Annotated in this window: 24 protein-coding genes; 15 read left to right on the top strand and 9 right to left on the bottom strand. The window is 71.2% G+C overall.

The features are described 5' to 3' along the window. Positions 1 to 30: 30 nt before the first annotated feature. Positions 31 to 2,061, bottom strand: a complete 2,031-nt coding sequence (locus tag AB0G47_RS37280; RefSeq protein WP_360779368.1) for a tetratricopeptide repeat protein — start codon at positions 2,059 to 2,061, stop codon at positions 31 to 33. A 204-nt stretch (positions 2,062 to 2,265) separates the two neighbouring features. Here AB0G47_RS37280 and AB0G47_RS37285 point away from each other — a divergent pair, with 204 nt between their 5' ends. Next, positions 2,266 to 3,813, top strand: a complete 1,548-nt coding sequence (locus tag AB0G47_RS37285; protein ID WP_360779370.1) for a cytochrome P450 — start codon at positions 2,266 to 2,268, stop codon at positions 3,811 to 3,813. Positions 3,814 to 3,826: 13 nt separating this feature from the next. Here the strand turns inward: AB0G47_RS37285 and AB0G47_RS37290 are convergent, their stop codons facing one another. Together AB0G47_RS37290 and pstS are read right to left on the bottom strand one after the other, a co-directional pair. Next, the gene (locus AB0G47_RS37290; protein ID WP_360779371.1) at positions 3,827 to 5,407 is read right to left on the bottom strand and encodes a phosphodiester glycosidase family protein; all 1,581 of its coding nucleotides are present in this window, start codon (positions 5,405 to 5,407) and stop codon (positions 3,827 to 3,829) included. Positions 5,408 to 5,661: 254 nt separating this feature from the next. Beyond that, complete coding sequence (gene pstS, locus AB0G47_RS37295) at positions 5,662 to 6,804, bottom strand: phosphate ABC transporter substrate-binding protein PstS (RefSeq protein ID WP_360779374.1); 1,143 nt, start codon at positions 6,802 to 6,804, stop codon at positions 5,662 to 5,664. A gap of 227 nt (positions 6,805 to 7,031) precedes the next feature. Between pstS and AB0G47_RS37300 the strand changes: the two genes are divergently transcribed. Then, positions 7,032 to 7,538 (top strand): hypothetical protein, encoded by a 507-nt coding sequence (locus tag AB0G47_RS37300; protein ID WP_360779376.1) that lies wholly within the window; start codon positions 7,032 to 7,034, stop codon positions 7,536 to 7,538. A gap of 73 nt (positions 7,539 to 7,611) precedes the next feature. Here AB0G47_RS37300 and AB0G47_RS37305 read toward each other — a convergent pair whose 3' ends face one another. Beyond that, complete coding sequence (locus AB0G47_RS37305; protein ID WP_360779379.1) at positions 7,612 to 7,800, bottom strand: antitoxin; 189 nt, start codon at positions 7,798 to 7,800, stop codon at positions 7,612 to 7,614. A gap of 144 nt (positions 7,801 to 7,944) precedes the next feature. Next, positions 7,945 to 8,928, bottom strand: a complete 984-nt coding sequence (locus tag AB0G47_RS37310) for a hypothetical protein (RefSeq protein ID WP_360779382.1) — start codon at positions 8,926 to 8,928, stop codon at positions 7,945 to 7,947. Between the two features lie 180 nt (positions 8,929 to 9,108). On the opposite strand from AB0G47_RS37310, the gene AB0G47_RS37315 reads away from it, so the two are divergent. The 4 genes from AB0G47_RS37315 (at position 9,109) to AB0G47_RS37330 (ending at position 12,507) form a co-directional block, all read left to right on the top strand. Continuing rightward, positions 9,109 to 10,119, top strand: a complete 1,011-nt coding sequence (locus tag AB0G47_RS37315) for a winged helix-turn-helix transcriptional regulator (protein WP_360779385.1) — start codon at positions 9,109 to 9,111, stop codon at positions 10,117 to 10,119. Between the two features lie 296 nt (positions 10,120 to 10,415). Beyond that, positions 10,416 to 11,408 (top strand): dihydroxyacetone kinase subunit DhaK, encoded by a 993-nt coding sequence (dhaK, locus tag AB0G47_RS37320; protein ID WP_360779389.1) that lies wholly within the window; start codon positions 10,416 to 10,418, stop codon positions 11,406 to 11,408. A 78-nt stretch (positions 11,409 to 11,486) separates the two neighbouring features. After that, positions 11,487 to 12,104, top strand: coding sequence for a dihydroxyacetone kinase subunit DhaL (gene dhaL, locus AB0G47_RS37325; RefSeq protein WP_360779392.1), 618 nt, complete (start codon positions 11,487 to 11,489; stop codon positions 12,102 to 12,104). Continuing rightward, positions 12,097 to 12,507 carry a PTS fructose transporter subunit IIA gene (locus AB0G47_RS37330; protein ID WP_360779395.1) on the top strand — a complete coding sequence of 137 codons (411 nt, stop codon included), beginning with the start codon at positions 12,097 to 12,099 and terminating at the stop codon, positions 12,505 to 12,507. The genes dhaL and AB0G47_RS37330 overlap by 8 nt, the downstream gene beginning before the upstream one ends. A 19-nt stretch (positions 12,508 to 12,526) precedes the next feature. Here AB0G47_RS37330 and AB0G47_RS37335 read toward each other — a convergent pair whose 3' ends face one another. After that, positions 12,527 to 13,279 carry a glycoside hydrolase family 75 protein gene (locus tag AB0G47_RS37335; protein ID WP_360779398.1) on the bottom strand — a complete coding sequence of 251 codons (753 nt, stop codon included), beginning with the start codon at positions 13,277 to 13,279 and terminating at the stop codon, positions 12,527 to 12,529. 171 nt (positions 13,280 to 13,450) lie between these two features. Between AB0G47_RS37335 and AB0G47_RS37340 the strand changes: the two genes are divergently transcribed. Together AB0G47_RS37340 and AB0G47_RS37345 are read left to right on the top strand one after the other, a co-directional pair. Continuing rightward, positions 13,451 to 14,440 carry a fibronectin type III domain-containing protein gene (locus tag AB0G47_RS37340; RefSeq protein ID WP_360779400.1) on the top strand — a complete coding sequence of 330 codons (990 nt, stop codon included), beginning with the start codon at positions 13,451 to 13,453 and terminating at the stop codon, positions 14,438 to 14,440. Between the two features lie 169 nt (positions 14,441 to 14,609). Continuing rightward, positions 14,610 to 15,128 (top strand): hypothetical protein, encoded by a 519-nt coding sequence (locus AB0G47_RS37345; protein WP_360779403.1) that lies wholly within the window; start codon positions 14,610 to 14,612, stop codon positions 15,126 to 15,128. A 75-nt stretch (positions 15,129 to 15,203) separates the two neighbouring features. On the opposite strand, the gene AB0G47_RS37350 is transcribed toward AB0G47_RS37345, so the two are convergent. Together AB0G47_RS37350 and AB0G47_RS37355 are read right to left on the bottom strand one after the other, a co-directional pair. Then, a complete protein-coding gene (locus AB0G47_RS37350; RefSeq protein WP_360779406.1) occupies positions 15,204 to 15,743 on the bottom strand; it encodes a PadR family transcriptional regulator in 540 nt (179 codons plus the stop codon). A gap of 42 nt (positions 15,744 to 15,785) precedes the next feature. After that, positions 15,786 to 17,807 carry an NADPH-dependent 2,4-dienoyl-CoA reductase gene (locus AB0G47_RS37355; RefSeq protein ID WP_360779409.1) on the bottom strand — a complete coding sequence of 674 codons (2,022 nt, stop codon included), beginning with the start codon at positions 17,805 to 17,807 and terminating at the stop codon, positions 15,786 to 15,788. Positions 17,808 to 17,974: 167 nt separating this feature from the next. Here AB0G47_RS37355 and AB0G47_RS37360 point away from each other — a divergent pair, with 167 nt between their 5' ends. Beyond that, the gene (locus tag AB0G47_RS37360) at positions 17,975 to 18,484 is read left to right on the top strand and encodes a methylated-DNA--[protein]-cysteine S-methyltransferase (protein ID WP_360779412.1); all 510 of its coding nucleotides are present in this window, start codon (positions 17,975 to 17,977) and stop codon (positions 18,482 to 18,484) included. Positions 18,485 to 18,500: 16 nt separating this feature from the next. Here the strand turns inward: AB0G47_RS37360 and AB0G47_RS37365 are convergent, their stop codons facing one another. After that, on the bottom strand, positions 18,501 to 19,271 hold the full coding sequence (locus AB0G47_RS37365; protein WP_360779414.1) for an IclR family transcriptional regulator: 771 nt from the start codon (positions 19,269 to 19,271) through the stop codon (positions 18,501 to 18,503). Positions 19,272 to 19,525: 254 nt separating this feature from the next. Between AB0G47_RS37365 and AB0G47_RS37370 the strand changes: the two genes are divergently transcribed. From AB0G47_RS37370 to mmsB, 6 genes are all read left to right on the top strand, one after another. Further along, on the top strand, positions 19,526 to 20,692 hold the full coding sequence (locus AB0G47_RS37370; RefSeq protein WP_360779417.1) for a mandelate racemase/muconate lactonizing enzyme family protein: 1,167 nt from the start codon (positions 19,526 to 19,528) through the stop codon (positions 20,690 to 20,692). Beyond that, entirely contained in the window at positions 20,689 to 21,711 is a 1,023-nt protein-coding gene (locus AB0G47_RS37375) for an alcohol dehydrogenase catalytic domain-containing protein (RefSeq protein ID WP_360779420.1), read from the top strand. The genes AB0G47_RS37370 and AB0G47_RS37375 overlap by 4 nt, the downstream gene beginning before the upstream one ends. Positions 21,712 to 21,813: 102 nt before the next feature. Continuing rightward, positions 21,814 to 22,782, top strand: coding sequence for a hypothetical protein (locus tag AB0G47_RS37380; protein ID WP_360779423.1), 969 nt, complete (start codon positions 21,814 to 21,816; stop codon positions 22,780 to 22,782). A 63-nt stretch (positions 22,783 to 22,845) separates the two neighbouring features. After that, complete coding sequence (gene chvE / locus AB0G47_RS37385) at positions 22,846 to 23,946, top strand: multiple monosaccharide ABC transporter substrate-binding protein (RefSeq protein WP_360779426.1); 1,101 nt, start codon at positions 22,846 to 22,848, stop codon at positions 23,944 to 23,946. Then, on the top strand, positions 23,943 to 25,520 hold the full coding sequence (mmsA, locus tag AB0G47_RS37390) for a multiple monosaccharide ABC transporter ATP-binding protein (RefSeq protein WP_360779428.1): 1,578 nt from the start codon (positions 23,943 to 23,945) through the stop codon (positions 25,518 to 25,520). Before chvE ends, mmsA begins: the two co-directional genes overlap by 4 nt. A gap of 9 nt (positions 25,521 to 25,529) precedes the next feature. Then, positions 25,530 to 26,759 carry a multiple monosaccharide ABC transporter permease gene (gene mmsB / locus AB0G47_RS37395; RefSeq protein ID WP_360779430.1) on the top strand — a complete coding sequence of 410 codons (1,230 nt, stop codon included), beginning with the start codon at positions 25,530 to 25,532 and terminating at the stop codon, positions 26,757 to 26,759. Positions 26,760 to 26,928: the final 169 nt, after the last annotated feature.

A 26,928-nucleotide genomic window follows, 5' to 3' on the forward strand; every position in this document is an offset into this window, starting at 1 on the left:
CCATTGCGCGCACTTTTCTCTTTTTCCCTGTCATTCGTGCCGAATTTCCCGCGATCTTAGCCGTTTGCCCAGGTGGGGGGCGTCGGCAAGACCGGTGAGCAGGTCGGCCACCTGCCGCGCGTAGTCGGGCAGGTCCGCCTCCTCGTACGCAGGACCGGCCTGCTCCCAGTGGCTTCGGGCCAGTTCCGGCCGGTCCGTGGCGGCGGCCAGCAGACCGAGGTGGTGCAGGGTGCGGGCCCGGCCGACCAAGTGGTCGACCTGGTGGTACGCGTCGAGGGCCTGCCGGTAGCAGTCCTCCGCCAGCTCCTGGTCGCCCTGTCCCCTTGCCGTGTGTCCCAGGTTGAACAGCGTGTGGGCGATGGCCTGTCGGTCGCCGATCGCGCGGAACAGCGGCAGGGCGGCGGAGTAGTGCCGCTGCGCTTGTGCGTACCGGTGGTCGCGCCGGGCGACCGTGCCCATGCTGTGCAGCGTCCTGGCCTCGCCGGTCCGGTCGCCGAGCCGCCGGAAGCCGTCGAGAGCCTCGGCGAAGACGGGGAGTGCCTGGCCGTAGTCCTGCTTGTGCTTGAGGAAGTCGCCCTGGTTGTAGAGGGCGAGCGCCAACTGCGCGCGGTCCGTGCCGGCGCGGGCGAACCGCACGGCCATCTCGCACACCTCTAGTCCGGCACTCCAGTCCTGCTGGCGGCGGAGGAACCAGCTGACGTTGTGGGCCAGCGGCAGGACCACCGCGGACCGGCCATGCAACTGGGCAAGGTGCAGCGCCGAGCGCAGGTTGAGCCGCTCCGTGTCCAGCCAGTCCTCCGTGGCCTCGTCGCTGCCTCCCGCCCGCGCCGCAGTGACCAGCCGCTCGACGGCGTCGTCCGCGCTATCCCTGTAGTGCACGAGCAGGCGGTCGACGGCTCTCTCGACGCTCTCCTCGTCGTCCTCCTCCTGGCGGCGCCACTCGGCGAACAGGCGCAGCAGGTCGTGGAAGCGCACCCAGCCGCGCGGTTCGCCCGGCTCGATCATGTGGGCGTCGCGCAGCGCGCGCAGCTGCTTCCGCGCGCGGGGCACGGTCCCGCCGGTGAGCGCGGCGGCGGCCGCCACGCTCACCTGCTGCCCGAGGTTGAGCGAGAGCAGCCGGAACGTCCTCGCCTCGTCGGGGGCGAGGCGCGCGTACGAAAGCTCGAAGGCGGCGGCGACGGAACGGCGCTCCCCGTACGCCAGCTCCTCCAGGCGCGTCGCGCGGTCCCGCAGCGCAGCGGTGAGCTCGCCGACCGACTGGTCCGGGTCGCCCGCCAGGATCGAGGCCACGACGGCGAGCGCCAGCGGGAGGTGCCCGCACAGCGCGGCGAGATCGCGCACGGCCGCGGGTTCGTCCTGGGCCCGGGTGTCGCCGGGGCGGCGGGTGCGGAGCGTGCGGCTGATCAGCGCGGCGGCCTCGGCCGGATCCAGTACGCCGACGTCGACGATGCGCGAACCGGGCAGATCACCGAGGGTGTGGCGGCTGGTGACGAGAACCCGGTGCGTCGGCGCGGCGGGCAGCAGCGGGCCGATCTGCTCGGTCGACGAGGCGTTGTCGAGGAACACCAGGACCGCGCCGTGCCGCGCTGCGATCTCCGCGAGTTTCGAGCGGTAGAGCGAGAGGCGGCCGTCGAAGGTGGGCGGGAAGAGTTCGTCGGGGACGCCGAGGGCGCTCAGGAACACGGACAGCGCGATGTCGGGCCCCACGGCGCGGTCGGCGTCGTACCCCTGGAGGTTGATGAAGAGCACGCCGCCGGGGAACCAGCCCGCCGCCACGGCGTCGTGGGCGGCGCGCACCGCGAGGGCGGTCTTGCCGATGCCCGCCGTGCCGGCCAGCGTGGAGACCACGAGCGGGGAGGAAGCGGAGTCGGGGCGCAGCGCGGCGGTAACGGTCTCCAGGGCCGTGTCCCGGCCCGTGAACTCGGGCACGTCCGGGGGCAGGCCCGCGAGCGCGGTCGGCACGGCGGGCGCCGCGGGCGCGATGTGCAACTGCCCTACATGGCCCGCCTGGACGACCGGACCGCCGACGGTTCCGCTCAGATCATTGGACGACTGGTTCACCGTCTCTTTGTAGCCCAATGGGGCCCGGTGCAGGAGGGTTCCGCCCTGCCCTCGTCGTCCGCACCTGCCGGGTTGTTGTCCGGACCCGACAGGTACGGCGCCCGGTTCCTGGCCGGGGTCCGCCCCCCGCGGCGGGCCCGGTCCGGCGAGGATGAGCGGGTGATCGTTGCAGACGGTGTAGACGGCATAGAGGGTGCAGACGGCATGGACGGTGTGGACGGCATAGACGTCCTGGCCGCTTTGGACCCGGCGGATCCCGCCTTCGCGCGCGACCCGTATCCGTACTACGCGCGGCTGCGCGGCCGAGGGCCCGCGGCGCGGGTGCCGTTGGCCAACGGTACGTACGCCTGGCTCGTCACCGGGTACGAGGAGGCGCGGGCCGTCCTCGCCGACCCGCGCTTCTCGAACGTGCCGGCGCCGGACGCCGGCCGGCCGAAGGCCGAATCCCCCGCGCGGCAGGCCCGCGCGTGCCTGGCCCGCCACATGCTCAACTCCGACGCCCCCGATCACACCCGGCTGCGCAGGCTGACCGCCGCCGCGTTCACACCGCGCCGCGTCGACGCGCTGCGGCCGCGGATCGAGGAGCTGACCTCCGGTCTGCTGGCCGACGTGGCGGAGCGGCTGCGGCGCGACGGGAGCGTGGACCTCGTGGACGCGTTCGCCTTCCCGCTGCCCGTGCTTGTGATCGGCGAGGTGCTCGGGGTGCCGGAGGCCGACCGGGCGGACCTGCGGGACTGGACCTACCGGGTCGGCTCGCCCGCCGACGCGCTGACGCCCGGCGCGGTGGACGCGGCGTGGACCTCCCTGCATGCCTACTTCACCGAGCTGATCGCCCGTAAGCGACGTGCGCCGGGGCCTGATCTGTTCAGCGCCCTGACGCACGACGCGACGGAGGGCGGGCTCGACGACGGCGAGCTGCTCGCCATGGCGTTCCTGCTCCTGTTCGCGGGTTACGAGACGACCATGAACCTGCTCGCTTCGGCGTCCCTGCTGCTGCTCACCCACCCCGAGGAACTGGCCGCCGCACGCCGTGCCCCCGCGCGCTGGCCGGCCGTCGTCGAGGAGACGCTGCGGCACGCGAGCCCGCTGGAGGGCACGACCTGGCGGCGGACCACCGAGGAGGTGGACCTCGGCGGGGGCACGGTCATACCCGCGGGCGCGTCCGTCCTCGCCGTGCTCGCCGCAGCCAGCCGCGATCCCCGCCACTTCCCGGATCCGGACGCCTTCCTTCCGGAGCGTTACCTGGCGGGGGCGGGGACGGCGACAGGTGCGGCTGCCGCTCCGGCGGGGACGGGGGCCGATGCGGTGACGGGTGCGGCGACCGCCCCGGCGGGGTCGGGGGCCGGTTCGACGAGTGCGGCCGCTGCTCCCCTGGGGGCGGGGGCCGGCACGGCGACGAGTACAGCACCCCCTCTGCCGGGCACGAGCGGCGGCACGGCAACGAGCGCGGCCACCGCCGTGCCGGGCGCGAGGCCCGGCACGGCGACAAGCATGGCCACCCACCTCCCGAGCGCGAGGGCCGATGCGGCGCCCCTCACGTGTCCCGCAGCCCCCCGCGCCGCGCCGCATGCCGCGTTCGGCCATGGCCCGCACTTCTGCGTCGGGTCGCGCCTCGCCCGCCTCGAAGCCGCCATCGCCCTGCCCCGGCTCTTCGACGCGTTCCCCGGGCTCCGGCTGACCGTCGATCCTGAGCAACTCCCCTTCCGGCCGGGCCTGTTGGTGCGCGGGCCGCGCCACGTCCCCGTCCGGTAGCGCGCCAGATCGGTCAGCGTGAGAGCAGCAGCGCGTCGCCCACCGCGCGCTCGGTGCCGTCCGACGGCGAGTTGATCACCTTGCCGTTCACCGTCATGGCGACAGAGCCGCCGCCGTCCAGCGCCATGGCATGCACCGCGCCGAGCGACTTCATCAGCTCCGCGCCTTCATTGAGCCCGAACCCGTCGCTGCTGCCGGGCTGCCGGCCGTCCACGGCGACGACGATCATGCGGCCCTGCCGGTCGACGCCCAGGAGCGCGCGCGGATTGCGCTTGAGGCCCCAGGCGTACGCGAACGAACGGTCGCCGATCCGCTCGATGCCGTCGGAGCCGTAGTTCACGGCCACCTTGCCGTCGCGCACCAGCTCGGGGCCGCCGTTGACGATGTCGTCGTGCGGGCCCAGCTCGACCGTGCGGCCGCGCTCGTCCTTGATCTGCCGCTGCACGGTCAGGATGCCGCCCGGCTTCGCGTGCGTACGCAGCCAGGAGGCACCGTCGCCGATGCCCGCGAGTACGCTGCCGCCCTCCGGTACGTCCCCGCCGCGCGGGCGCAGTTCCCGCACCCGGCCGTTCGCGTCGATGACCGCCTCCAGGCCCGCGCCTGCCGGGGTCGCGGTGCCGAGCTCGTCGGTGAACTCGACGATCTCGTCGGGGTCGGTGCAGGTGACGTCGTGCTGCGACCGCTGGGTCGGCGCGTCCCCGCCGACACCACCGCAGTTGCGCACCAGGCCGGGCACGCGGTTGACCCCGTCCACGACCGCGGACGCCTTGCCCGACCGGACCCGGAGCACGGTGCTGAGCTTCTTGAACTCCGGGCGCAGACCGTCGCCGCGCAGCACGGCGGCGACCCGGCCGCCGGTGGCCGCGCTCTGCAACTCACCGTCGTACGCGGCGATCCCGGCCGAGGCTCCCGGCACGCCGTCCTTGCCCTCCATGACGAAGAAGCCCGCGTTGATGCCGAGCAGGGCGTCCTCGCCCGCCGCCATGTCGGACACCTTCTCCCGGCCTGCGACCGCCGTGCCGTAGGTCGCCTTCAGCGCGCCGCCGTACCGCTTCGGGTCGACGAGTGCCACCTTGACCCGGGCGGTTCCCGTGCCGGGGGTGCCGTCGGCGCCGGTCCACTCGCTGACCCCGTCGAAGCCCGCGGCGGTGAGCGCCTGCCGCTGGGCGTCGGCATCGGCGCGGGCCGCGAACTCGCCCACCCGGACCCGCACGCCGATCAGCCCGCTGCGATCAGCCCCCGCGGGCCAGTCGACCCGCTCGGTGCGCGCGCCGAAGCCGGCCCCGCGCAGCCGCTCCGCCAGCGCCTGCGCGTCCTGCTCGGCGGCGAGCTGGGCGCCGTTCGCGCGCACCGTGACCGTCCAGTGGTCGGCGCCCGGACGGCCGGCGATCGTCCCCTGGTAGAGGTCGACCCCGGAGGCGAGCCGGTCGTGCTGCAAGGCCGCGAGGGGCGGCGGCACCGCGGCCGGGGAAGCGGCGGCCGCGGTGTCCGTGAACGGGGCGGCGACGACACCGGGGGCGATGAGCCCCGCGGCGGCGAGGGCGGTCACCGACGCCTTGACGGTGGTCCTGAGCGGACGGCGTGCTGGGGCCACGAGAACTCCTCGGTCGAGTACGCGATGTCCTGCGCAGCGAACGCGAGTTCGCGGGCGGCAGTTGATCCCAGGCGTGAATACCAGAAGTCCGCACGGAAAACACGCCGAAGAACACCAACTGCCCCATTACTCATATGGAACAGCCGGCTCATCGAAGTGCCGGTCCTGATCGGCCTCGTGTACGTGTCGCCGGCCTGGCGCAAGAAGTTCGCCCCTGCCCCGCGGCCCTGACCCGGCAGGCGCCGGTTTGGCCGTCAGGACAGTTCCCGGACCACCTGCCGCACCTGCACCGCGACCGACTTCGGCAGCGGCGCGTAGTGGATCTCGGAGAGCAGCCGCTGTCCTTCGTCGCCCGCCGTATAGGTCAGAAAGGACTTCAGGGCGGGCAGCGTCGCGGGCTGATTTCCCTTGTCGCAGACGAGCTCGTACGTGACGAGGGAGATCGGGTAGGCGCCGTCGGCCGACAGGTCATGGCGGAACTTCAGCGTCAAGTCCTTGCCCTTGCCGATGACTTGGGCCGCGGCGATACCGGCGGAAGCCGTCTGCGGGGTCGGGGCGACGGGCTCCGCGGCCCCCGTGTCGATGCGGACCGTCCTGATGTCCTTGCTCTCGGCGAAGGACAGCTCGACGTAACCGATCGTGCCGAAGGCGGAGTTCACCTCGGAGGCGACCCCGCTGGTGCCGCTCGCCGAACCGCCGCCCCTGCCCTGCCAGGACTTCTCCGCCTCGTACGGCCAGACCTCGGGCGCGGCACCGGCGAGATACGCCTGAAGGTTCTGGGTGGTGCCCGAGTCGTCCGACCGGTGCAGCGGCCGGACCGGAATCGACGGCAGCTCGGTGCCGGGGTTCAGCTCCTGGATCTCGGGGTCGTCCCAGCTGCTGATGCGCGAGTCGAAGATCTTGGCGAGGGTCGGCGCGTCGAGCACCAGGTCGTCCACGCCCGGCAGGTTGTAGCCGATCGCGATGGGGCCGCCGACCATCGGCAGATTGATCACCCTGCCGCCCGGGCAGACACCCGGCGCCTTGTGGGCCTCCGACGGCTTCAGCGCACTGTCGGAGCCGCCGAACGCGGTCGCGCCCCGCAGGAATTGCGCGGCGCCCGCGCCCGAGCCCAGCGGGTTGTAGGCGAGCTGAACACCGGGGCACGCCTGCTGGTACTGCTTCATCCAGTACTTCATCACGTTCTGCTGGGCGCTCGATCCCGACCCCGCGACCTGCGCCTTCTTCGCACAGTCGATGTGGGGCAGCGCGGAGGGACGTGCGGACGCGCTCGCCTTGTCGTCGCTCTCGCCCAGACCGATGACCCCGCATCCCGCCAGTGACACCACCACCGCCATGGAGGCCGAAGCGACCGCGACGATCGATGAGTTGGTACGTGTCGGGCGTGGGCGCTGCACCGTTGTCCCCCTGGAGTTACTGCACATGGAACCTAAATGCTCGCCGATCATGGTTACGGACCGGGTGAAGCAGAGGCGAACATCAGGCGACACTCAGTCGTCCACCGGTCTTCCGCCAGTCGTCCGCCGATCGAGCGGGCGCTCAGGGACGGTGCGCAAGAGCGCCTATCCGGCCACACTCGCCCCCGTACACGCGGTGCGGTGGTCACGCATGCTTCCCTGACCCCATGGATGTCGTAGCCACCAGTGTCGTCGCCGTACTCGGTACCCTCCTGGGCGCCGGGCTGACTCATCTCCTCCAGCACCGGACGGCGCTACGGGCCGAGCAGTTCACGCGCGAGGAGCGCCTGCGGCAGGAGCGCATCGACGCCTACTGCTCCTTCGGCGGCACGCTGGCGAACTACCGCCGGGGACAGATGGACTACTGGTTCGCCCGGCACGACGACGGCCGGATCAGGGAAGAGGTCGAGCTCCACGAACTGCGCCGCGAGGCACAGCGGTTGAGGGCGGTGGCGATGGAGGCGATGTTCCGTGCCGAGCTGCTCACCGACGCGCCGGAGCTTGCCGCGCTGGGCCGGGACGCGCTCAAGGCCGTGGAGGCGATACCGAGCGCGGAGACCCGCGACGAACTCCACGGCGTACGGAACACCTCACGTACGTTGATCTACGACTACATCGCGGCGTCGCGCCCCCTGATCCCGGGCCTCGCGGAGGAGGGACAACTCACCCGGTAGCTCCGTCGCCGGGCTTGCCGGCAAGGCGGCGACGGCGCCGGGTTCGTCACCGGCGCCGTCCTGCCCGTCGGCCCTATGACTGCGGGGGTTGGTCCTGGTCCCTGCCGAGCTGGCCCTTCAGCTTCTCCTGGGCAGTGTCGACCTGGCTGCTGTACTTGCCCTGGGACTTCTCGTCGACGAAGTCGCCTGCCTTGTCGATGCCCTTCCCGGCCTGGTCCTCGTGCCCCTTGAGCATCTGCTTGAGCTTGTCCATGACTGACATGGGGAACCTTCCTGTGTGCGTCGCCCCCACATCCAGGTTCCCGGCATCCGGCGCACTTCGCATCCGGTGGCCTCCGCGCCCCGTGGGCGCCGGGCGGCTTCAGGAGCGCCTGCCCGGGGCCGGGCGCTCAGACCTGCGTCGTGCTCAGACCGTCACCTTCACGATGCGTCCCGACGTCTCCACCACGAACAGCTCGCGCCGCGGGTCGTGGTCGCCGAAGCCGCGCGGTACGCGGACGCTGCTTGGCAGGTGCAGTCCGGACACCAGCACGCAGGAGCGGCCGGTGGCCGGGTCCACCCTGATGAGCTCGCCGCTGCGGAAGCCGACAACCAGCAGGTCGCCGTCGAAGGAGGTCAGGCCGTCGAGAACCTTGATGTCCAGGGGGTTGGGGGTGAGGCTGGCGACCGTGGTGCGGCCCGCGGGGTTGTTCAGCGGGGTGCGCACGATCGAGGACGTGGTGTCGATGATGCTCGTGCTGTAGAGCTGGTCGCCGACGATCTCCAGGCCATTGGTGCCGAAGAGGTCCGCCGCCCGCGTCCACGCCTCGTCCCGTGTGCCGTCCGGGCGGATCTTGATGATGCCCGTGGACATTTCACGGCTGAGATAGAAGTTGCCATCGGCGTCGACGGCCAGGCCGTTGATGCCGGAGAGGCCGTCCACGAACTTCTCGGGCTTCGGCTCGGCCGCGGTGGGGTCGAAGCGCACGACGCCCCCGCCGGTGAGGACCGAAGTCAGCGGGTTCGCGCCATAGTTGACGTACATCATGCCGTCCGGGCCGCGTTCGATCCCGCCCGGACCGTTGAGCGGGAAACTGGCCCCGAGCGTCCCGTCCGGGGCGTACCCCTCGACCCGGTGCTCCATGAGGTGGGTGACCCAGAGCGTGCCGCGGGCGTCGAATTCCAGGTTCTCCCGCCAGTCCAGGAGCGGTACGCCGCCTTTCCGGAACACCTCCACACGGCCCTGCTCGGCGCACGGCGCCGGGGCCTTCCGCGCGGTATCCGAGGCCTGCGCCGGTGCCTGTACGCCGCCCACCAACAGCGCCGACAGCAGGACCGCCGCCGTCGCGGTGCGCGCGACGGGGCGGCGTGGGCGGTGCGAGCGGTACGGGCGAGAGTTCAATTCGGCCACAAGTGGTCCCTTCGATACGCCGCGTCGATCCGCGGCACGACTTGGTCGAGTGCTCGGCGCGGGGTGGTCGGCCCCAGCGCGACCCAACAGGCCACTAGCGCCCCCGAGTTGACCGCTACTATAGAAAATCTAAGTAGCCGCTATCAATCCGCTATCAATTGAGAAAGGCAGCTCTCTCGTATGACACGCAGCTATGACCAGGACTGTCCCGCGGCACGGGCCCTGGACGTCGTCGGCGGCCGCTGGTCACTGCTGATCGTGCGCGAGCTGCTGCTCGGCCCCCGGCGCTACACCGACCTCGTCGCGGGACTGCCCGGCATCGGCCCCAACGTCCTGGCGGAGCGGCTGCGCGCGCTGCGCGACGCGGGCATCCTCAGCCAGACCAGGCTGCCCGCCCCGGCGGCGTCCACGGTCTACGAGCTGACCGAACTCGGCACCGCCATGCGCCCGTTGATCGACGAACTGACCCGTTGGGGCATGCGCCTGCCGGTCAGCCCCCGGCCCGGCGACGCCTTCCGGCTCAGCTGGGTGCTCGGGTGCCTGCGCGCGAGCTTCCGGCCGGATGAGGCGCGGGGCATACGGGAGACGTATCAGTTCTCGGTGAACGAGGACGTGTTCCATCTCCGTGTCGACGACGGCGTACTCGACATCCGGCACGGCGCGGCGCCGGACGCCGTCTGCTCGATCACCACCGACCTCGGGACGTTCCTCGCCATCGGCGCCCGGCTCATGGACATCGAGGACGCGACGGCACGCGGGCTCGCCCGGCTCGACGGGGAACTCCCGGCCGCCGCACGGGTGATCGCGATCCTCGGGGCGCATCCCGAGGCCACCGGCGGCCGTCACGGCATGGTGGGTGCGGTCGGGGCGACCTTCCGCCCCGAGCACGCGCGTGGGGTGCGCGAGACCTATGAGTTCGTGATCGACGGGCTCGTCTTCCACGCCCGCGTCGACGACGGCACCGTCGAGACGGCTGTCGGCCCCGCCGAGGACGCGGCCGCGACCCTGGTCACCGACCTGGGAACGCTGCTGCAGATGGGCATGGGCGCCTTGCCGCTTGAGGACGCGGTGAGCGCCGAGCTCATCTCCGTCGACGGCGACCTGGAGGCGGCGCTGCGGATGGCGGACGCGTTCGGCGTGGTCCGCGCGGACCGGTCGGCTCCGACGCCGACGCCGACTCCGGCCTCCTGAGGGGCCGGTCTCCCTAACTCACCTACACCATCACTTAGTTGACTTCAATCCCGGAACCTACAGCGGGCTCAACGCCCAGATCGGCTTCTACCCCTCGATCATGGGCCTTGGCCTCTCCCGCCCGACGGCTACGGCTGGGCCAGCGGCGGCGCCACCTCCGTACGTACGACATCTTCGGCTGAGCCCCGGGGCGGGACCGTGCGGCGCGCGGCGGCGGGTCGTGCCGCAATGGGTGCCCGACTCAACCTCTGCGTCGATACTGGCGTTGGATCGCCAACCGCACCCCGGAGGTACCAGTGAAGATGCTGATCAACGTTGCGGAGACCGTCGTCGCGGACGCGTTGCGGGGGATGGCCGCCGCACATCCGGAGCTGACCGTCGACGTGGAGAATCGCGTCATCGTGCGCAGGGACGCTCCCGTCGCCGGGAAGGTCGCCCTCGTCTCCGGCGGGGGATCCGGGCACGAGCCGCTGCACGGCGGGTTCGTGGGTCCTGGCATGCTGTCGGCCGCGTGTCCCGGTGAGGTGTTCACCTCGCCCGTGCCGGACCAGATGGTGCGCGCGGCGGCCGCCGTGGACAGCGGGGCGGGCGTGCTGTTCATCGTGAAGAACTACACGGGGGACGTCCTCAACTTCGACATGGCGGCCGAGCTCGCCGAGGACGAGGGCATCCAGGTCGCCAAGGTGCTCGTCAATGACGACGTGGCCGTCACGGACAGCCTGTACACGGCGGGGCGGCGCGGTACCGGCGCGACGCTCTACGTGGAGAAGATCGCCGGCGCCGCGGCCGACGAGGGCATGCCGCTTGAGCGGGTCGAGGCGATCGCCCGTCAGGTGAACGAGAACTCCCGGAGCTTCGGGGTCGCCCTGAGCGCTTGTTCCACTCCGGCCAAGGGGAGTCCCACCTTCGATCTGCCGCCCGGCGAGCTGGAGTTGGGGGTCGGCATCCATGGTGAGCCGGGGCGTGAGCGGCGCCCGATGATGACCTCGCGCGAGATCGCGGACTTCTCCGTGGACGCCGTGCTGGAGGATCTCCGCCCGCGCAATCCCGTGCTGGTGCTCGTGAACGGGATGGGTGCCACCCCCCTCCTTGAGTTGTACGGGTTCAATGCCGAGGTGCAGCGGGTCCTTGCCGAGCGGGATGTCGTCGTGGCGCACACCCTGGTCGGCAACTATGTGACCTCGCTGGACATGGCCGGGGCGTCCGTGACCCTGTGTCAGGTCGACGAGGAGCTGCTGCGGCTGTGGAACGCGCCGGTGCGCACCGCCGGGCTGCGCTGGGGCACCTGACCCCGGTGACCGGCTCGTACGCCTCGCAGTTCACTCGTACGTCTTGTAGTCAATCGCCCTATCGCGCAAGGAGATTCCGTGCTCGACGCCGCATTCTTCCGCCGCTGGCTGATCTCGGCCGCCGCTCTCGTCGACCGGGAGGCGGAGCGGCTCACCGAGCTCGACTCGCCGATCGGTGACGCCGACCACGGCAGCAACATGCAGCGGGGGTTCGCCTCCGTGGTGACCGCCCTGGAGAAGGAGGAGCCCGCCACGCCGGGGGCCGTGCTGATGCTGGCCGGGCGGACGCTGATCTCGACCGTGGGCGGCGCGTCGGGGCCGCTGTACGGCTCGCTGCTTCGGCGTACCGGCAAGGCGCTCGGCGACGCCGCCGAGGTCAGCGAGGAGCAGTTCGCCGACGCGTTCCGTACGGGTGTCGACGCCGTCGGCGCGCTCGGCGGCGCGGCGCCCGGCGACAAGACGATGCTGGACGCCCTGGTCCCCGCGGTCGACGCGCTCGGGGAGTCCTTCGCGGCGGCGCGGGCCGCCGCGAACGAGGGCGCGCTTGCCACCACGCCGCTGCAGGCGCGCAAGGGCAGGGCGAGCTATCTGGGCGAGCGCAGCATCGGGCATCAGGATCCCGGCGCGACGTCGTCGGCGCTGCTCTTCGATGCGCTCGCCGAGGCCGCTGGCGACGAGGGGGCCGGCGATGAGTGACGACAAGCTGGTCGGCATCGTCCTCGTCTCGCACAGCGGGCCCGTCGCCGACGCGGTCGCCGAGCTGGCCGCCGGGCTCGCGGGCGGCGGGACGACCGCGCCCGTGGCGGGTGCGGGCGGCACCGAGGACGGCGGCCTCGGCACCAGCGCCGAGCTGATCTCCGCGGCCGCCGCGCGGGTCGACCGGGGTGCGGGCGTCGCGATCCTCACCGACCTGGGCAGTGCGGTCCTCACCGTGAAGGCGCTGCTCGCGGAGGGCGATGAACTCCCGGACGGCGCCCGCCTGGTGGACGCCCCGTTCGTGGAGGGCGCGGTCGCCGCGGTGGTGACCGCGTCGGCGGGCGCCGACCTCGCCGCCGTGGAGGCGGCGGCAGCGGAGGCGTACACATACCGGAAGGTGTGAGCCCCTGCTCCCGCCGCCCTCAGTTCTGGCGGAGGAACTGCCGGGCCAGCGCGTCGCCACGGGCGACCGCGGCCCGGTGGCTCTCGATGGGGGACGCGCCGCGCCCCTTGAAGACGATGTAGGTGACGCCGCCGCTCGCGCCGCCGGACTTGGGGTCGGCCCGGATGCCGAGCGCCCTGGCCGCCGCGTAGGACGCCTCGCCGATCAGATCGGTGGGACCGGTGTCGCCGACCACCGCGTACAGGACCTTGCCCCCGTGGATCACGGCGGCGACGGAGCCGCCGTCGACGCCGTGCGCCGCGTGGTTCCAGCGGCGGCTCGCGCCCGGCACGACGACGTACGGCAGGCGCTCGGCGGCCAGCTGGCGGCCGTCGGACTGCTGGAAGGCGGTGGCGTCGAAGAAGAGGGGGTCGCTGCGGCGGTTGCAGGCCTTGCCGGGCCGTCCGTCGCAGTCGACGTCCATGTCGGCCTTCCAGAACACGGCGCCGTGTTTGCCGCAGACGGGGATGTTCGCCGGGGCGCCGTCGTCGCTGCGGTACTTGCCGCGGGAGATCTGCCGGCACGATCCGGCCCTGGCGAGCAGGGCGGCGGCGCTCGCGGAGCCTTCGCGCGCCAGGCTCTCGCGCGGCGCGCCCCCTCGCGGTGAACTCTCCCTGACATCAGGTGACTTGGGGTTCGGCTCGCCCTGTACCTGCGCCGTCGCGGGCAGTGAAGCGGGGGACAGCAGAGCGGCTCCGGCGGCGACGGCGAGCGCCGCCGTTCTGGTATGCACGAGAAAAGACCTTCCTTGGGTGGCCACGGAAGTCCCAATCTGTCCCGGCTCGTACGTCCCGGCCACCGCTCAGGGTCCGGACGGTGCACGCGGGCCTCTTGATGTGCCCCCGCCAACTGTGTCCAATAGGTCCGGACCAATGCCGTCCCAGTCTCAGCGGAAGGCACACCCATGCGACGGACCCCCCACCTGTCCGCACTCATCGCCGTCACCGCCGTCTGCGCCCTCAGCTCCTGCGCCCGGCAGGACGACCGGAGCGACTCGAAGGACGTGGCGCCCCCTGCCGCCCCGCGCGGCGTCACCGTCCAGGCGGGCAGCGCCACCACCGCCCACGTCATGTGGAACCGGGCCACGGACGACACCGGGGTCACCGGCTACGACGTGTACCGCGGCGCCACCCGGGTCGAGCGCGTGCCCGGCGGCAAGCACATGGTGGACGTCACGGGCCTGGAGCCGTCCACGACGTACACCTTCACCGTCCGGGCGCGCGACGCCGAGGGGAACGTCGGCCCGGCCAGCAAGAAGTTGTCCGTGACCACGCCCGGCGCGGCCGCCGCGGACCACGAGCCGCCGTCCCGTCCGGGCACGCCGCGCGGCGCGGCCGAGGGCAGCAGGGCGGTGACCCTGTCCTGGGGCGCCTCATCGGACGACCGAGCTGTCGCCTCGTACGAGATCTACCAGGGCACGGCGAAGATCCACAGCGTGGAGCGCGGCGAGCGGACCACGCTGATCACCGGTTTGCGTCCGGGCACCACGTACACCTTCACCGTCAAGGCGCGCGACGCGGCCGACAACTTCTCGCCCGCGAGCCGGGCCGTGCGCCTCACCACCGCGCCGGGCCGGGACGACGGGCGGGGCACGGCGCCGACGGACTTCCGCGCGACGACGCACCGCGCGGGCGGGGCGTACTACATCGATCTGTCGTGGACGCCGCCCCGCACGGGCGGCGCCGTGTCCGAGTATCAGATCCACCTGGACGGCAAGGCCGCCACCTCGCTGGTCTTCGGCGGCACGGCTCCCCGGACCAGGGCCACGCACAGCTTCTATGTGGGCAAGGAGCCCGGCGAGCGCCATGGCGTGAAGCTCAGGGCCAGGCTTCCCGACGGGACATGGGGCGGCTACTCCGCCGAGCGGGCGGTCACCACCGGCCGGCTGTCGTGACGCCGGGTCGGCTGTCGGCCGTACGAAGGATTCCGTCACCTGCCCGGTGGCCGTCCGCATGCGGCCTTGGCCGATGGCACGTTGGCTCGTCCGCAGGTAGCACGGGCGCTTCCCTACCTCCGGCGGCGCATGGGACGTACCGCCTCCCGTGCCACCGGAGGGCAGACACATGCGTTCTACTCAGATATCCGTCCGCTCCGGACTGACCATCGCCGCCGCAGCCGCAGCTATTCCGCTGGCACTGGCCTCTCCGGCGGCGGCGGGTCCTGGGCTCACCGTGACCGCCACCGGCACAACGGTCCGGGCCACCACGACGGACTGCGCCAATGGCGGCATCGCCTCGCTGATGAGCCCCTCAGCGGCCAGCTTCGCCGCGGGGCGGCAGACACCGCTGGTCAACGGCAGCGCTTCCTGGACGAACGTCGCCACCGGCACCCATTCGGTGATGGTGCGGTGCGACGACGGGTCGACGGTCGGTCCCTCGACGGTCAGGGTCGGCTCCACGCCGACCATCTCATCGACGGCGACGGCGACGGCGCCCGCGCTCGGCGTCCGAGGCGGCGTCGGCGGTGGCAGCAAGGACTACAGCACGCTGACCCTCGTCGGGGGCGGGGTCCTGGTGGCCGCGGCCGCGGTCGGCGGCGGAGCCTGGTACCTGCGCCGCCGCGGAGCACCGCCCCGGCTCTGAACCGGGCCGTGGAAGGAAGCGGCTGCCGCCGGGCCGACTCTCATCGGGCCGGCGGCAGCCGTCATGTGCGCGCTGTCACGCCCGCGGCGCGTCCAGCTCCTCCAGCGTCCGTTCCAGCCACTGGGTCCAGAACGTCTCCAGGTCGATCCCGGCCCGGAGGACCACATGCCGCAGCCGGTCCTCCACCGCGTCCTTGCCCGGCGGGAAGTCCCGCTTCTCGATCTCCTCGTACTCGGCCAACTGCCGCCGGTGCAGGGTGAGATGGCGGCGCAGGTCGGCCTCGATGCCGTCCGTGCCGACGACCGCCGCCGCCCGCAGCCGCAGCAACAGGGTGTCCCGCAGCGGCTTGGGGTCCTGGCTCGCCGCGGTCCAGCGGGCCAGTTCGGCGCGGCCCGCCGGCAGCACCTCGTACTCCTTCTTCTGCCCGCGCGTCGCCTGCTCCTGCGGCAGCGCGCGGATGGACCCGTCCCGCTCCAGTTTCCCCAGCTCGCGGTAGATCTGCTGGTGCGTGGCCGACCAGAAGTAGCCGATCGACTTGTCGAACCTGCGGGTCAGCTCGAGCCCGGACGAGGGCTTCTCGAGCAGGGCGGTGAGGATCGCGTGCGGGAGTGACATGGCGGCCATCCTAGGTACGGCGTTCGGAGCGGTGCGGCCGCGTCACAGGGCGGCGGCCAGCTCCGTGCCCTGCTTGATGGCGCGCTTGGCGTCCAGCTCGGCGGCCACGTCCGCGCCCCCGATAAGGTGCGCGTCGACACCGGCGGCGACGAGCTCCTCGTACAGGTCGCGGCGCGGGTCCTGGCCGGAGCAGAGGACGACCGTGTCGACGGGGATGACCGTGGAGTGGCCGTCGACGGTGATGTGCAGGCCCGCGTCGTCGATGAGGTCGTAGGCGGCGCCCGCGACCATCGTGACGCCGCGGTGGCGCAGCTCCGTGCGGTGGATCCAGCCGGTCGTCTTGCCGAGACCCTGGCCGACCTTGGACGTCTTGCGCTGCAGGAGGTGGACGGAGCGCGGCGGGGTCGGCCGCTCGGGCTTGGTCAGGCCGCCGCGGTCCTTGTAGTCCATGTCGACGCCCCACTGCCGGAAGTACGTGGCGGGGTCCAGGCTTGCCTTCTCGCCGCCGTCGGTCAGGAACTCGGCGACGTCGAAGCCGATGCCGCCCGCGCCGATGATCGCGACCCGCTCCCCCACGTGCACGTTGTCGCGCAGCACGTCGAGGTAGCCGACCACGCTGGGGTGGTCGACGCCGGGGATCTCGGGCGTGCGGGGGCTGACTCCGGTGGCGACGACCACTTCGTCGTACGCCGCGTCAGCGAGGTCCTTGGCAGTGGCACGGGTGTTCAACTTGACGTCCACGCCGTGCAGTTCGAGCTGGGTGCGGAAGTAGCGCAGGGTCTCGTCGAACTCCTCCTTGCCGGGGACCTTGCGGGCCACGTTGAGCTGCCCGCCGATCTCGGGGGCCGCGTCGAAGAGCGTGACGTCGTGGCCGCGCTCGGCGGCCGAGACGGCGAAGGCGAGTCCGGCCGGGCCCGCGCCGACGACGGCGAGGCGCTTCTTGGTGCGCGTCGGGGAAAGGATCAGTTCCGTCTCGTGGCAGGCGCGCGGGTTCACCAGGCAGGAGGTGATCTGCAGGTTGAAGGTGTGGTCGAGGCAGGCCTGGTTGCAGCCGATGCAGGTGTTGATGGCCTCGGACTTCTCGGCCTGCGCCTTGGCGACGAAGTCGGGGTCGGCGAGCAGCGGGCGGGCCAGGGAGACCATGTCGGCGGCGCCGTCGGCGAGCAACTGCTCGGCGATCTCCGGGGTGTTGATGCGGTTGGTGGTGACGAGCGGCACGGAGACCTCGCCCATCACCTTCTTGGTGACGAAGGCGTACGCGCCGCGCGGCACGGACGTCGCGATGGTGGGGATGCGCGCCTCGTGCCAGCCGATGCCGGTGTTGATGATGGTGGCGCCCGCGGCCTCGATCTCCTTGGCGAGGTGGACGACCTCTTCGAGGGTCGAGCCGCCGGGGATCAGGTCCAGCATGGACAGGCGGTAGATGATGATGAAGTCCGTGCCGACGCGCTCGCGGACGCGGCGGACGATCTCGACGGGGAACCGGATGCGGTTCTCGTAGGAGCCGCCCCAGCGGTCGGTGCGCTGATTGGTGGGGGCCGCGATGAACTCGTTGATCAAGTAGCCCTCGGAGCCCATGACCTCGACGCCGTCGTAGCCCGCCGACTTGGCCAGCTCGGCGGCGCGCACGAAGTCCTCGATGGTCTGCTCGACCTCGTCGTCCTCCAGGGCGCGGGGCACGAAGGGGCTGATCGGCGCCTTGATCGCGCTCGGCGCGACGAGGCCCTCGTGGTACGCGTACCGCCCGAAGTGCAGGATCTGCATCGCGATCTTGCCGCCTTCGGCGTGCACGGCCGCGGTGATGGCCGCGTGCTCCTCGGCCTCCGCCTCCGTGGTCAGCTTGGCGCCGCCGTCCCAGGGCCGGCCGAGCTCGTTCGGGGCGATGCCGCCGGTGACGATGAGGCCGACGCCGCCGCGCGCACGGGTCGCGTAGAACTCCGCCATCCGCTCGAAGCCGTTCGGGGCCTCTTCGAGGCCCACGTGCATCGAGCCCATCAGGACCCGGTTGGGCAGGGTGGTGAAGCCCAGGTCGAGCGGTTTCAGCAGGTTCGGGTAGCGGCTCATGCGGGGCCTCCGTACGCGGTGTGTCGTCAGCACAGTTCTAGAGGACGCCCGAGCGTTGTGCAACTAGTTGCATAAAGACGTGGCGGGGACCACGTCCGAATCCCGCCAGCCGCACGCGCCCGCACCCCGCAGACTTGTCCCTGTCACCGCAGAACAGGGAGCATCCGATGACCATCGCCAAGGCCCTCTACACGACCGTCGACAGCCCGCTGGGCGAGCTGCTGCTGGTCGGCGAGGCGTCGGCCACCGCGAAGGGCGGCACCGCGCTGGCCTCACTGTCCATGCCGGGACAGAAGGGCGGCGCCGTCGTCCAGAACGGCTGGGTGCGCGACGACGCGGCCTTCGCCGAGATCGCCGCGCAACTGCGCTCGTACTTCGAGGGAAGCCTGACGCGCTTCGACATCGAGTACGTGAGCGGCGTCGGCACCGACTTCCAGCAGCGGGTCTGGCACGCCCTCGACACCGTTCCGTACGGCACGACCACGACGTACGGAAAGCTCGCCGAACGGATGGGCCTCTCGCGTGCCGCCGTCCGCGCCCTCGGCACGGCCATCGGGCGCAACCCGCTGCTCGTCGTCCGCCCCTGCCACCGGGTGATCGGCGCCGACGGCTCACTCACCGGTTACGCGGGCGGCCTGGAGCGCAAGCAGCGGCTCCTGGACCTGGAGTCCGCGTAGCCGCCGGGCATCAGCCTCAGCGTCCGCCGCGGTGGCCGAGGCGCACCGACAGGTCGTCCGCGCCCTTGGCGGCGAGCCCGGCGAGTTCGCGCTCGCGGTCCTCGCTCCAGCGGATCATCGGTACGGAGATGGAGAGCGCCGCGACGACCCGTCCCGCGCTGTCGCGGACCGGGGCGGCCACACAGCTCACGTCCGGGTTGGACTCGCGGTGTTCGGCCGCGATGCCGCGCTCGCGGATCTCGGCGAGCGCGGCGAGCAGCGCCTGAGGCTCCGTGATGCTGTTCGGGGTCATCGCCGTCAGCTCGCGGCCCGCGACGCGCGCCTCAAGCTCGGCCGGCGGCAGTGAGGCCAGCAGCATCTTGCCGACCGACGTGCAGTGGGCGGGGAGCTTGCGGCCCGCGGCGGAGACCATGCGGACGGCGTGCGTGGAGTCCACCTTGGCGATGTAGATGACATCGGTGTCCTCCAGGACCGCGACGTGCACCGTCTCGTCGCAGGTCTCGGCGACCTCGCGCGCCACCTGCTGGCCCTCGGCGGCCAGGTCGAGCTGTTCCGCGTACCGGCTGCCGAGCTGATAGGCGCGTACACCGAGGCGGTAGCGGCCCGTCTGGTCCGGGATCTGGACAAGGTAGGAGCGGGCCGCAAGGGTGGTGAGCAGTTCGTGCACGGTGGTGCGGGGCAACTGGAGCTTGCGGGTCACCTCGGGGGCGGACAGGGTCCCGTCGCCCTCAAGGAACAGCTCCAGTATGTCCAGCGCCCTGGTCACCGCCGGCACCAGTCGTCCCATGGTCGGCCTCCCACCCCGTGCGTCCGAAGTCGCGTCCGAAGCCGCATGCGGCGCCGCGTCCGAAACTTCGGCCAATGATCGATATGACGAACACAGGCTAGTCACAGCCGCGTTCGGCGCGCAATGGCCCGGCGGTTCCCCGAGGGCCAAGACCTTTTCGTACGACCCATTGACACCCCAGCGCCTGCGTGAATACCGTCACGCCAACATTTCGAACGTGTGACGAAATACCGAACAACCAAGGGGCAACTGCCTTGCGTATTACGGGAATCAGCACGCACGTGGTGGGGACGCCCTGGCGCAATCTCACCTACGTCCAGGTCCACACCGACGAGGGGCTCACCGGTGTCGGCGAGACCCGCATGCTCGGTCGTACCGACGCCCTGCTCGGCTATCTCCGCGAGGCGGCGGCCAACCACGCCGTGGGGTCCGACCCGTTCGCGATCGAGGATCTCGTGCGGCGCATGAAGTACGGCGACTACGGCCGGGCCGGCGAGATCGTGATGTCCGGTATCGCCTGTGTGGAGATGGCCTGTTGGGACATCAAGGGCAAGGCGCTCGGAGTGCCGGTGTGGCAGCTGCTCGGCGGGAAGGTCACCGACAAGGTCAAGGCGTACGCGAACGGCTGGTACACCACCGAGCGCACCCCGGAGGCGTACCACAAGGCCGCGAGCGCGGTGGTCGAGCGGGGCTACCGCGCCCTGAAGATCGACCCGTTCGGGACCGGGCACTTCGAGCTGGACCAGGCGGGCACGTCGTACGCGGTGTCGCTGATCGAGGCGGTGCGGGAGGCGATCGGCCCTGACGCCGAGCTGATGCTGGAGATGCACGGCCGGTTCAGCCCGTCCACGGCGGTGCGCCTTGCCAGGGAACTCGCGCCGTTCCGGCCCGCCTGGCTGGAGGAGCCGGTGCCGCCGGAGAATCTCAAGGCCCTGGAGAAGGTCGCCGCCAAGGTGGACATGCCGATCGCGACCGGTGAGCGGATCCACGACCGGATCGAGTTCCGCGAGCTGTTCGAGTCACAGGCCGCCGACATCATCCAGCCGGACGTCGGCCACATCGGCGGCATCCTGGAGACGCGGAAACTCGCGGCGACCGCCGAGACGCACTACACGCTGATCGCCCCGCACAATGTCGGCGGCTCGGTGCTGACGGCCGCATCGCTCCAAGTCGGCGCCTGCACCCCGAACTTCAAGATCCTGGAGCACTTCAACGACTTCGCGGACGCGGAGATCAAGAAGGTGGTGCGCGGGGCGCCCCAGGTGGATCCGAAGACGGGCTGCTTCGAGGTGTCCCACGCCCCCGGCCTCGGCGTCGAGCTCGACACGGACGCGGCGGCCGAATTCCCGCAGCAGCAGGCCCGGTTCGACCTGTGGGCCGAGGGCTGGGAGAAGCGGGACCCCAAGGCGGCGGGAAAGTGAGCTCCGGCTCCTCGCGCGCGATCGTCGTCGACGAGCCGGGCTCGCACCGGCTCGTCGTGGGGGCGACGCCCGAGCCCGGCCCCGGCGAGGTCCTGGTGCGGGTGGCCGCCGCCGGGATCTGCATGAGCGACCGGGAGGTCTACGACGGGCACCGGGACGCCGCGTACGTGCGCTATCCCGTGACCCCCGGGCACGAGTGGTCCGGCACGGTCGAGGCCGCGGGCCCCGGTGTCGACCCGGCGCTCGTGGGGCGGAAGGTCGTCGCCGAGGGGTTCCGGGCCTGCGGGACGTGCGAGCGGTGCCGGTGCGGCGAGACGAGCCTGTGCACCGGCGGCTACGCGGAGACGGGCTTCACGGAGCCCGGCGCCTTCGCCGACCATGTGGCCGTCCCCGCCCGGCTGTTGCACTTCCTGCGCGACGACGCGGACCTGAGCGCCGCTGCCCTCCTGGAACCCGCCGCGGTGATCGCGGGCGCGGTGCGGGCGGGGCGGCCGCGGCCCGGTGAGCGGATCGCGGTGGTCGGCGCGGGCACCCTGGGGCTGCTCGCGGTGCAGCTGCTCGCCGCATCATCGCCCGCCGGGCTGACCGTGATCGACCCGCGGTCCGAACGCGGCGCGCAGGCGCTGGAGTTCGGGGCGAGCGAGAGCCTGACACCCGCCGATGCGCAGGGCCACCACGGCCGCTACGACCTGGTCGTGGAGACCGCGGGGGCGCCGACCACGGCGGCCTCCTCCTGTCTGCTCGCGCGCCGGGGCGGCCGGGTGGTGCTCACCGGCATGTTCACGCCCGGCGCCACCGGCATCGACCCGGTGCATCTGTCGCTGAGCCAGCTGGAGGTGCGCAGCGTCTTCGGCGCGCCGTCCGCCGCCTGGTCGGACGCGGTGCGGGCGTTCGGGCTCGGGCTGCTCGACCCGGCCCCGCTGATCACCCACGAGTTCCCGCTTGAGCAGTTCGGCGAGGCCGTCGCGCGGGTCGGCGGCGGTGACCCCAAGACCGGGAAGGTGCTGCTCCGGCCCTGAGTCGCACGGCGGTGCGCGGCGCGTCCCGACCACCCCCGTACCGCCGTACGCCCATCGACCCGACCAACGTACGAAATATCGAACACTGCAACTGGGAGTCCCGTGACCAGCCCGTCAGCACCTCGTCGCCCCGGCGCCGGCGCCCTCGCCCGCATCGGACACACCGTGCCCGCGCTCGACCCCGCCGACGCATCGCCGCACAGCTTCCCCGACGGCGGCACCTGGCGCACCGAGATCCCCTCGGTGGAGGGACCCGAGGCGCTCGCCGTGGTGCTCAAGGAGAGCTCGCGGCTCGATGTGCCGATCCACCGGATCAGCCAGGGCAGCGGCGTCTGGATGCTCACCGACGACGAGATCACCGAGATGGCGGAGGCCTGCGCGGAACGGGACATCGAGCTCTGCCTGTTCACCGGGCCGCGCGGCACCTGGGACATCGGCGCCGCGAGCCGCACCGACTCCGGTGGCGCGGGACTGCGCTCGCGCGGCCATGACGCGCTCGCCGGATGTGTCGAAGATGCCGTGCGCGCAACGGAGTTGGGGGTGCGCTGCCTGCTCGTCGCCGACGAGGGCGTGCTGTGGACCCTGCACCGGCTGCGCGCCGCCGGGGTGCTGCCCGCCGACACCACGTTCAAGGTGTCGGCCCTCATCGGCCCGGTCAACCCGGCCTCGTACGCGGTCTTCGAGCGGCTCGGCGCCGACTCGCTCAACATCCCGTCCGATCTCACGCTCGACCACCTCACGGAGATCCGACGGGTCAGCAGCGCCCCGATGGACCTGTACGTCGAGGCGCCGGACGACCTCGGCGGCTACGTCCGGATGTACGAGGCGGCGGAGCTGATCCGGCGCGGCGCCCCGCTCTACCTCAAGTTCGGCCTGAGCAGGTCGCCCGGCATCTACCCCTACGGCGCCCAGCTGCGCGACCACACCCTGGCCACCGCCCGCGAGCGCGTCCGGCGCGGGCGGCTCGTCCTCGATCTGCTCGCCCGGCACGGCGCGGACGGCGGAATGTCGCCGCTCGGCGCACGCCTGCCCGGTGAGCTCCAGCGCTTCCCCGTCCCGGAAGGGGACTGACCCATGACCACCCGCATAGCCAGAAAAGCACGTACATCCAGGAAAGGACGTCTGCCCGGAAAAGTGCGTCTCACGGCCGCCCTCGCGACCGTCGTCCTGCTCGGCTCGCTCACCGCCTGCGGCCAGGAGGCCAGGGGCGGCAGCCGTTACCAGGCCGACGACGGCAAGGGCGGAACCGTCGGACTCGCGATGCCCACCAAGGCATCCGAGCGGTGGATCGCCGACGGCAAGAACATGGCCGAGCAGTTCCAGAAGGCCGGGTACGAGACCGATCTGCAGTACGGCGACGACAAGGTGGAGAACCAGGTCGCCCAGCTCGAGAACATGATCACCAAGGGGCACCGGCTCCTGGTGGTCGCGGCGATCGACGGCTCGGCGCTCACCGACGTCCTGGCCCAGGCGCACGACGCGGGCATCCCCGTGATCTCGTACGACCGCCTCATCATGGGCACGAAGAACGTCGACTACTACGCGTCGTTCGACAACGAGCGGGTCGGCGAGCTCCAAGGCCAGTACATCCTGGACCAGTTGAAGCTCGACAAGCCCGACAGCAGGTCCGACGACAAGTTCACCGTCGAGCTGTTCGCGGGCTCGCCCGACGACAACAACACCAAGTACTTCTGGAACGGCGCCATGAAGGTGCTCCAGCCGTACTTCAAGAGCGGCCAGCTCGTCGTGGGCAGCAAGCAGACGAAGATGAGCCAGGCGACCACGCTGCGCTGGGACGGCGGCACCGCGCAGAAGCGCATGGACGACCTGATCAGCAAGAACTACGGCGACCGGCAGGTCGACGCGGTCCTCTCGCCGTACGACGGGATCTCCATCGGCATCATTTCCGCGCTGAAGAGCGCCGGTTACGGCAGCAAGGACCAGCCGCTGCCCGTCGTCACCGGGCAGGACGCGGAGCTGGCGTCGGTGAAGTCGATCATCGCGGGCGACCAGACGCAGACGGTCTTCAAGGACACCCGCAAGCTGGCCAAGCAGGCCGTGCAGATGGGCGATGCGGTCCTCACCGGCAAGAAGCCGGAGGTCAACAACACCAAGGACTACAACAACGGCAAGAAGACCGTGCCCTCGTATCTGCTCAAGCCCGTGTCGATCGACAAGAAGAACACCCAACTCCTCGTCGACGAGGGCTACTTCACGGCAAGGCAGCTGTCATGAGCGGGGCGGCGGCCGGGAACGGGCCGATCCTGCGGATGGCGGGCATCACCAAGACCTTCCCCGGAGTGAAGGCGCTCTCCGAGGTGGAGCTCGCGGTGCGCCCCGGCGAGATCCACGCGATCTGCGGCGAGAACGGCGCCGGCAAGTCGACGCTGATGAAGGTCCTCAGCGGCGTCCATCCGCACGGTTCGTACGAGGGTGAGATCCACTTCGACGGCGAGCCCGTGGCCTTCAAGGACATCCGCGCCAGCGAGAAGCACGGCATCGTGATCATCCATCAGGAACTGGCGCTCGTGCCCTACTTGTCGATCGCGGAGAACATCTTCCTCGGCAACGAGCAGACCTCCGCGCGCGGCGTCATCGACTGGAACGACACCCTGCGGCGGGCCGGCCGCCTCCTGAAGCGAGTAGGCCTGCGGGAGAACCCGCAGACCGCCGTCGCCGACATCGGCGTGGGCAAGCAGCAGCTGGTGGAGATCGCCAAGGCCCTGTCGAAGGAGGTGAAGCTGCTCATCCTCGACGAGCCGACCGCCGCGCTCAACGACGAGGACAGCGCGGGACTGCTCGATCTGATCCTGGAGCTGCGCGAGCAGGGCATCGCCAGCATCATCATCTCCCACAAGCTGAACGAGATCCGCGCCATCGCCGACTCGGTGACCATCCTGCGCGACGGCAGGACCATCGAGACGCTGACGGTCCGTCAATCTCCGGACGCCGCACCGGATTTGTCCGAGGACCGCATCATCCGGGGCATGGTCGGCCGCGATCTCGACCACCGCTTCCCCGAGCGCACCACGTACGAGGGCACGGACGCGGGAGAGCTCGCGCTCGCCGTCGATGGCTGGACGGTCCGGCACCCCATCGACCACCATCGCAAGGTCGTCGACGACGCCACGCTGACCGTGCGGCGCGGCGAGATCGTCGGCATCGCGGGGCTGATGGGCGCGGGCCGCACCGAGCTCGCGATGTCCCTCTTCGGCCGCTCCTACGGGCTGTACGAGGGCGGCACGGTGGCGGTCAACGGGCGTGCGGTGCAGACGCGGACAGTACCGGCCGCGATCGCGGCCGGCATCGCGTACGTCACCGAGGACCGCAAGACCTACGGCCTCAACCTCATCGACAACATCAACCGCAACATCTCCCTTGCCTCGCTGCCGGGCATGCGGCACCGCGGCGTCGTCGACGAACACCATGAACGGTCCGTCGCCGAGCGCTACCGCACCTCGATGAACATCAAGGCGCCGACCGTGCAGGAGCAGGTGGGACGGCTCTCCGGCGGCAATCAGCAGAAGGTCGTCCTCAGCAAGTGGATCCACGCCGACCCCGAGGTGCTGATCCTCGACGAGCCGACGCGCGGCATCGACGTCGGCGCCAAGTACGAGATCTACACGGTCATCGACCGGCTCGCGGCGCAGGGCAAGGCGGTGCTCTTCATCTCCTCGGAACTGCCGGAGCTGCTCGGGATGTGCGACCGGATCTACACGATGGCCGAGGGCCGGCTGACCGGTGAGGTCGCCCGCGCCGACGCCACCCAGGAAGTACTGATGCGCCAGATGACCATGACCAGAAGCTGAGGCCCCGCCATGACCACCACGACCACTCCCCCGCGGGACTCGTCCCCCGCGCCGACCGACCAGCGGTCCACGGGGGCGCTGCTCCTGCAGAGCATGCGGACCAACATGCGCCAGTACGGCATGCTGATCGCGCTCGCGTTCATCGTCGTCCTGTTCCAGATATGGACCGACGGCACGCTGCTGCTTCCGAACAACGTCTCCAACCTGATCCAGCAGAACGGCTACATCCTCATCCTGGCCATGGGCATGATGATCGTCATCATCGCGGGCCACATCGATCTGTCCGTCGGCTCGCTGGTGGCCTTCGTCGGCGCCATGTCGGCGGTGATGATGGTCAAGCACGACATGCCCTGGGTGCTCGCCCTCGTTCTCTCACTCCTGATCGGCGCGGTCGCCGGGGCGTGGCAGGGCTTCTTCATCGCGTACGTCGGGATCCCGTCGTTCATCGTGACACTGGCCGGGATGCTGCTCTTCCGAGGGCTCACCCAGATCGTCCTGGAGGGCCAGTCCCTGTCGCCGTTCCCCGGCGGATTCCAGGATCTGGCCAAGGGCTTCATCCCGGAGACGGGCCCGTACACGCAGTACCACAACCCGACGCTCGTCATCGGCCTCGCCACCGTCGTCTTCCTGCTCCTTCGCGAATGGCGGGACCGCAGGAGGCAGTTGGCGTACGAGCTGGAGGTCCTGCCCACCGGCCTGTGGGTCACCAAGTGTGTGGCGATCACCGCGGCCGTCGTCGCGTTCACGCTCACCCTGGCCAGCTTCCACGGCGTACCCGTCGTGATGCTCGTGATGTGCGCGCTGCTGATCGGCCTCGGCTATGTCATGCGCAACGCGGTCGTCGGGCGGCATGTGTACGCGCTCGGCGGCAACAAGGCGGCCGCGAAGCTGTCCGGCGTCAAGGACAAGCGCGTCACCTTCCTCGTCTTCGTCAACATGGGCGTCCTCGCCGCGCTGGCGGGCTGTGTGTACGCGGCACGGCTGAACGCGGGTACCCCGCAGGCCGGTCTGAACTTCGAGCTGGAGGCGATCGCGGCCTCGTTCATCGGCGGCGCGTCGATGAGTGGTGGTGTCGGGACGGTGATGGGTGCCGTGATCGGCGGTCTGGTGCTGGGCGTTCTCAATAACGGGATGTCGCTGGTCGGCATCGGCACGGATTACCAGCAGGTCATCAAGGGGCTCGTGCTGCTGGCGGCCGTGGGCTTCGACGTGTGGAACAAGCGGAAGGTGGGGCGCTGAGCGCTCTGCTGAGGCAGTGAAGAACCTGCGGGCCGTCTTTGGCTGGTCGCGCCCACGCGGCGGAGCCGCACATGTCACAGCCCCGGGGCCCCGGGGGGGGGGCCCCCCCCCCCCCCGGGGGCCCCCCCCCCCCCCCGAGACACCCCCCGAGGATATGGGTGTGACACCA

This window comes from Streptomyces sp. NPDC021622, assembly GCF_040640795.1.
GTDB lineage: Bacteria > Actinomycetota > Actinomycetes > Streptomycetales > Streptomycetaceae > Streptomyces.

Coding starts and splice junctions, on each gene's coding strand:
- AB0G47_RS37285 (WP_360779370.1), top strand. CDS start 2,266: ATGGACGGTGTGGACGGCATAGACGTCCTGGCCGCTTTGGACCCGGCG.
- AB0G47_RS37300 (WP_360779376.1), top strand. CDS start 7,032: ATGGATGTCGTAGCCACCAGTGTCGTCGCCGTACTCGGTACCCTCCTG.
- AB0G47_RS37305 (WP_360779379.1), bottom strand. CDS start 7,800: ATGTCAGTCATGGACAAGCTCAAGCAGATGCTCAAGGGGCACGAGGAC.
- AB0G47_RS37315 (WP_360779385.1), top strand. CDS start 9,109: ATGACACGCAGCTATGACCAGGACTGTCCCGCGGCACGGGCCCTGGAC.
- AB0G47_RS37330 (WP_360779395.1), top strand. CDS start 12,097: ATGAGTGACGACAAGCTGGTCGGCATCGTCCTCGTCTCGCACAGCGGG.
- AB0G47_RS37340 (WP_360779400.1), top strand. CDS start 13,451: ATGCGACGGACCCCCCACCTGTCCGCACTCATCGCCGTCACCGCCGTC.
- AB0G47_RS37345 (WP_360779403.1), top strand. CDS start 14,610: ATGCGTTCTACTCAGATATCCGTCCGCTCCGGACTGACCATCGCCGCC.
- AB0G47_RS37350 (WP_360779406.1), bottom strand. CDS start 15,743: ATGTCACTCCCGCACGCGATCCTCACCGCCCTGCTCGAGAAGCCCTCG.
- AB0G47_RS37355 (WP_360779409.1), bottom strand. CDS start 17,807: ATGAGCCGCTACCCGAACCTGCTGAAACCGCTCGACCTGGGCTTCACC.
- AB0G47_RS37360 (WP_360779412.1), top strand. CDS start 17,975: ATGACCATCGCCAAGGCCCTCTACACGACCGTCGACAGCCCGCTGGGC.
- AB0G47_RS37365 (WP_360779414.1), bottom strand. CDS start 19,271: ATGGGACGACTGGTGCCGGCGGTGACCAGGGCGCTGGACATACTGGAG.
- mmsA (WP_360779428.1), top strand. CDS start 23,943: ATGAGCGGGGCGGCGGCCGGGAACGGGCCGATCCTGCGGATGGCGGGC.
- mmsB (WP_360779430.1), top strand. CDS start 25,530: ATGACCACCACGACCACTCCCCCGCGGGACTCGTCCCCCGCGCCGACC.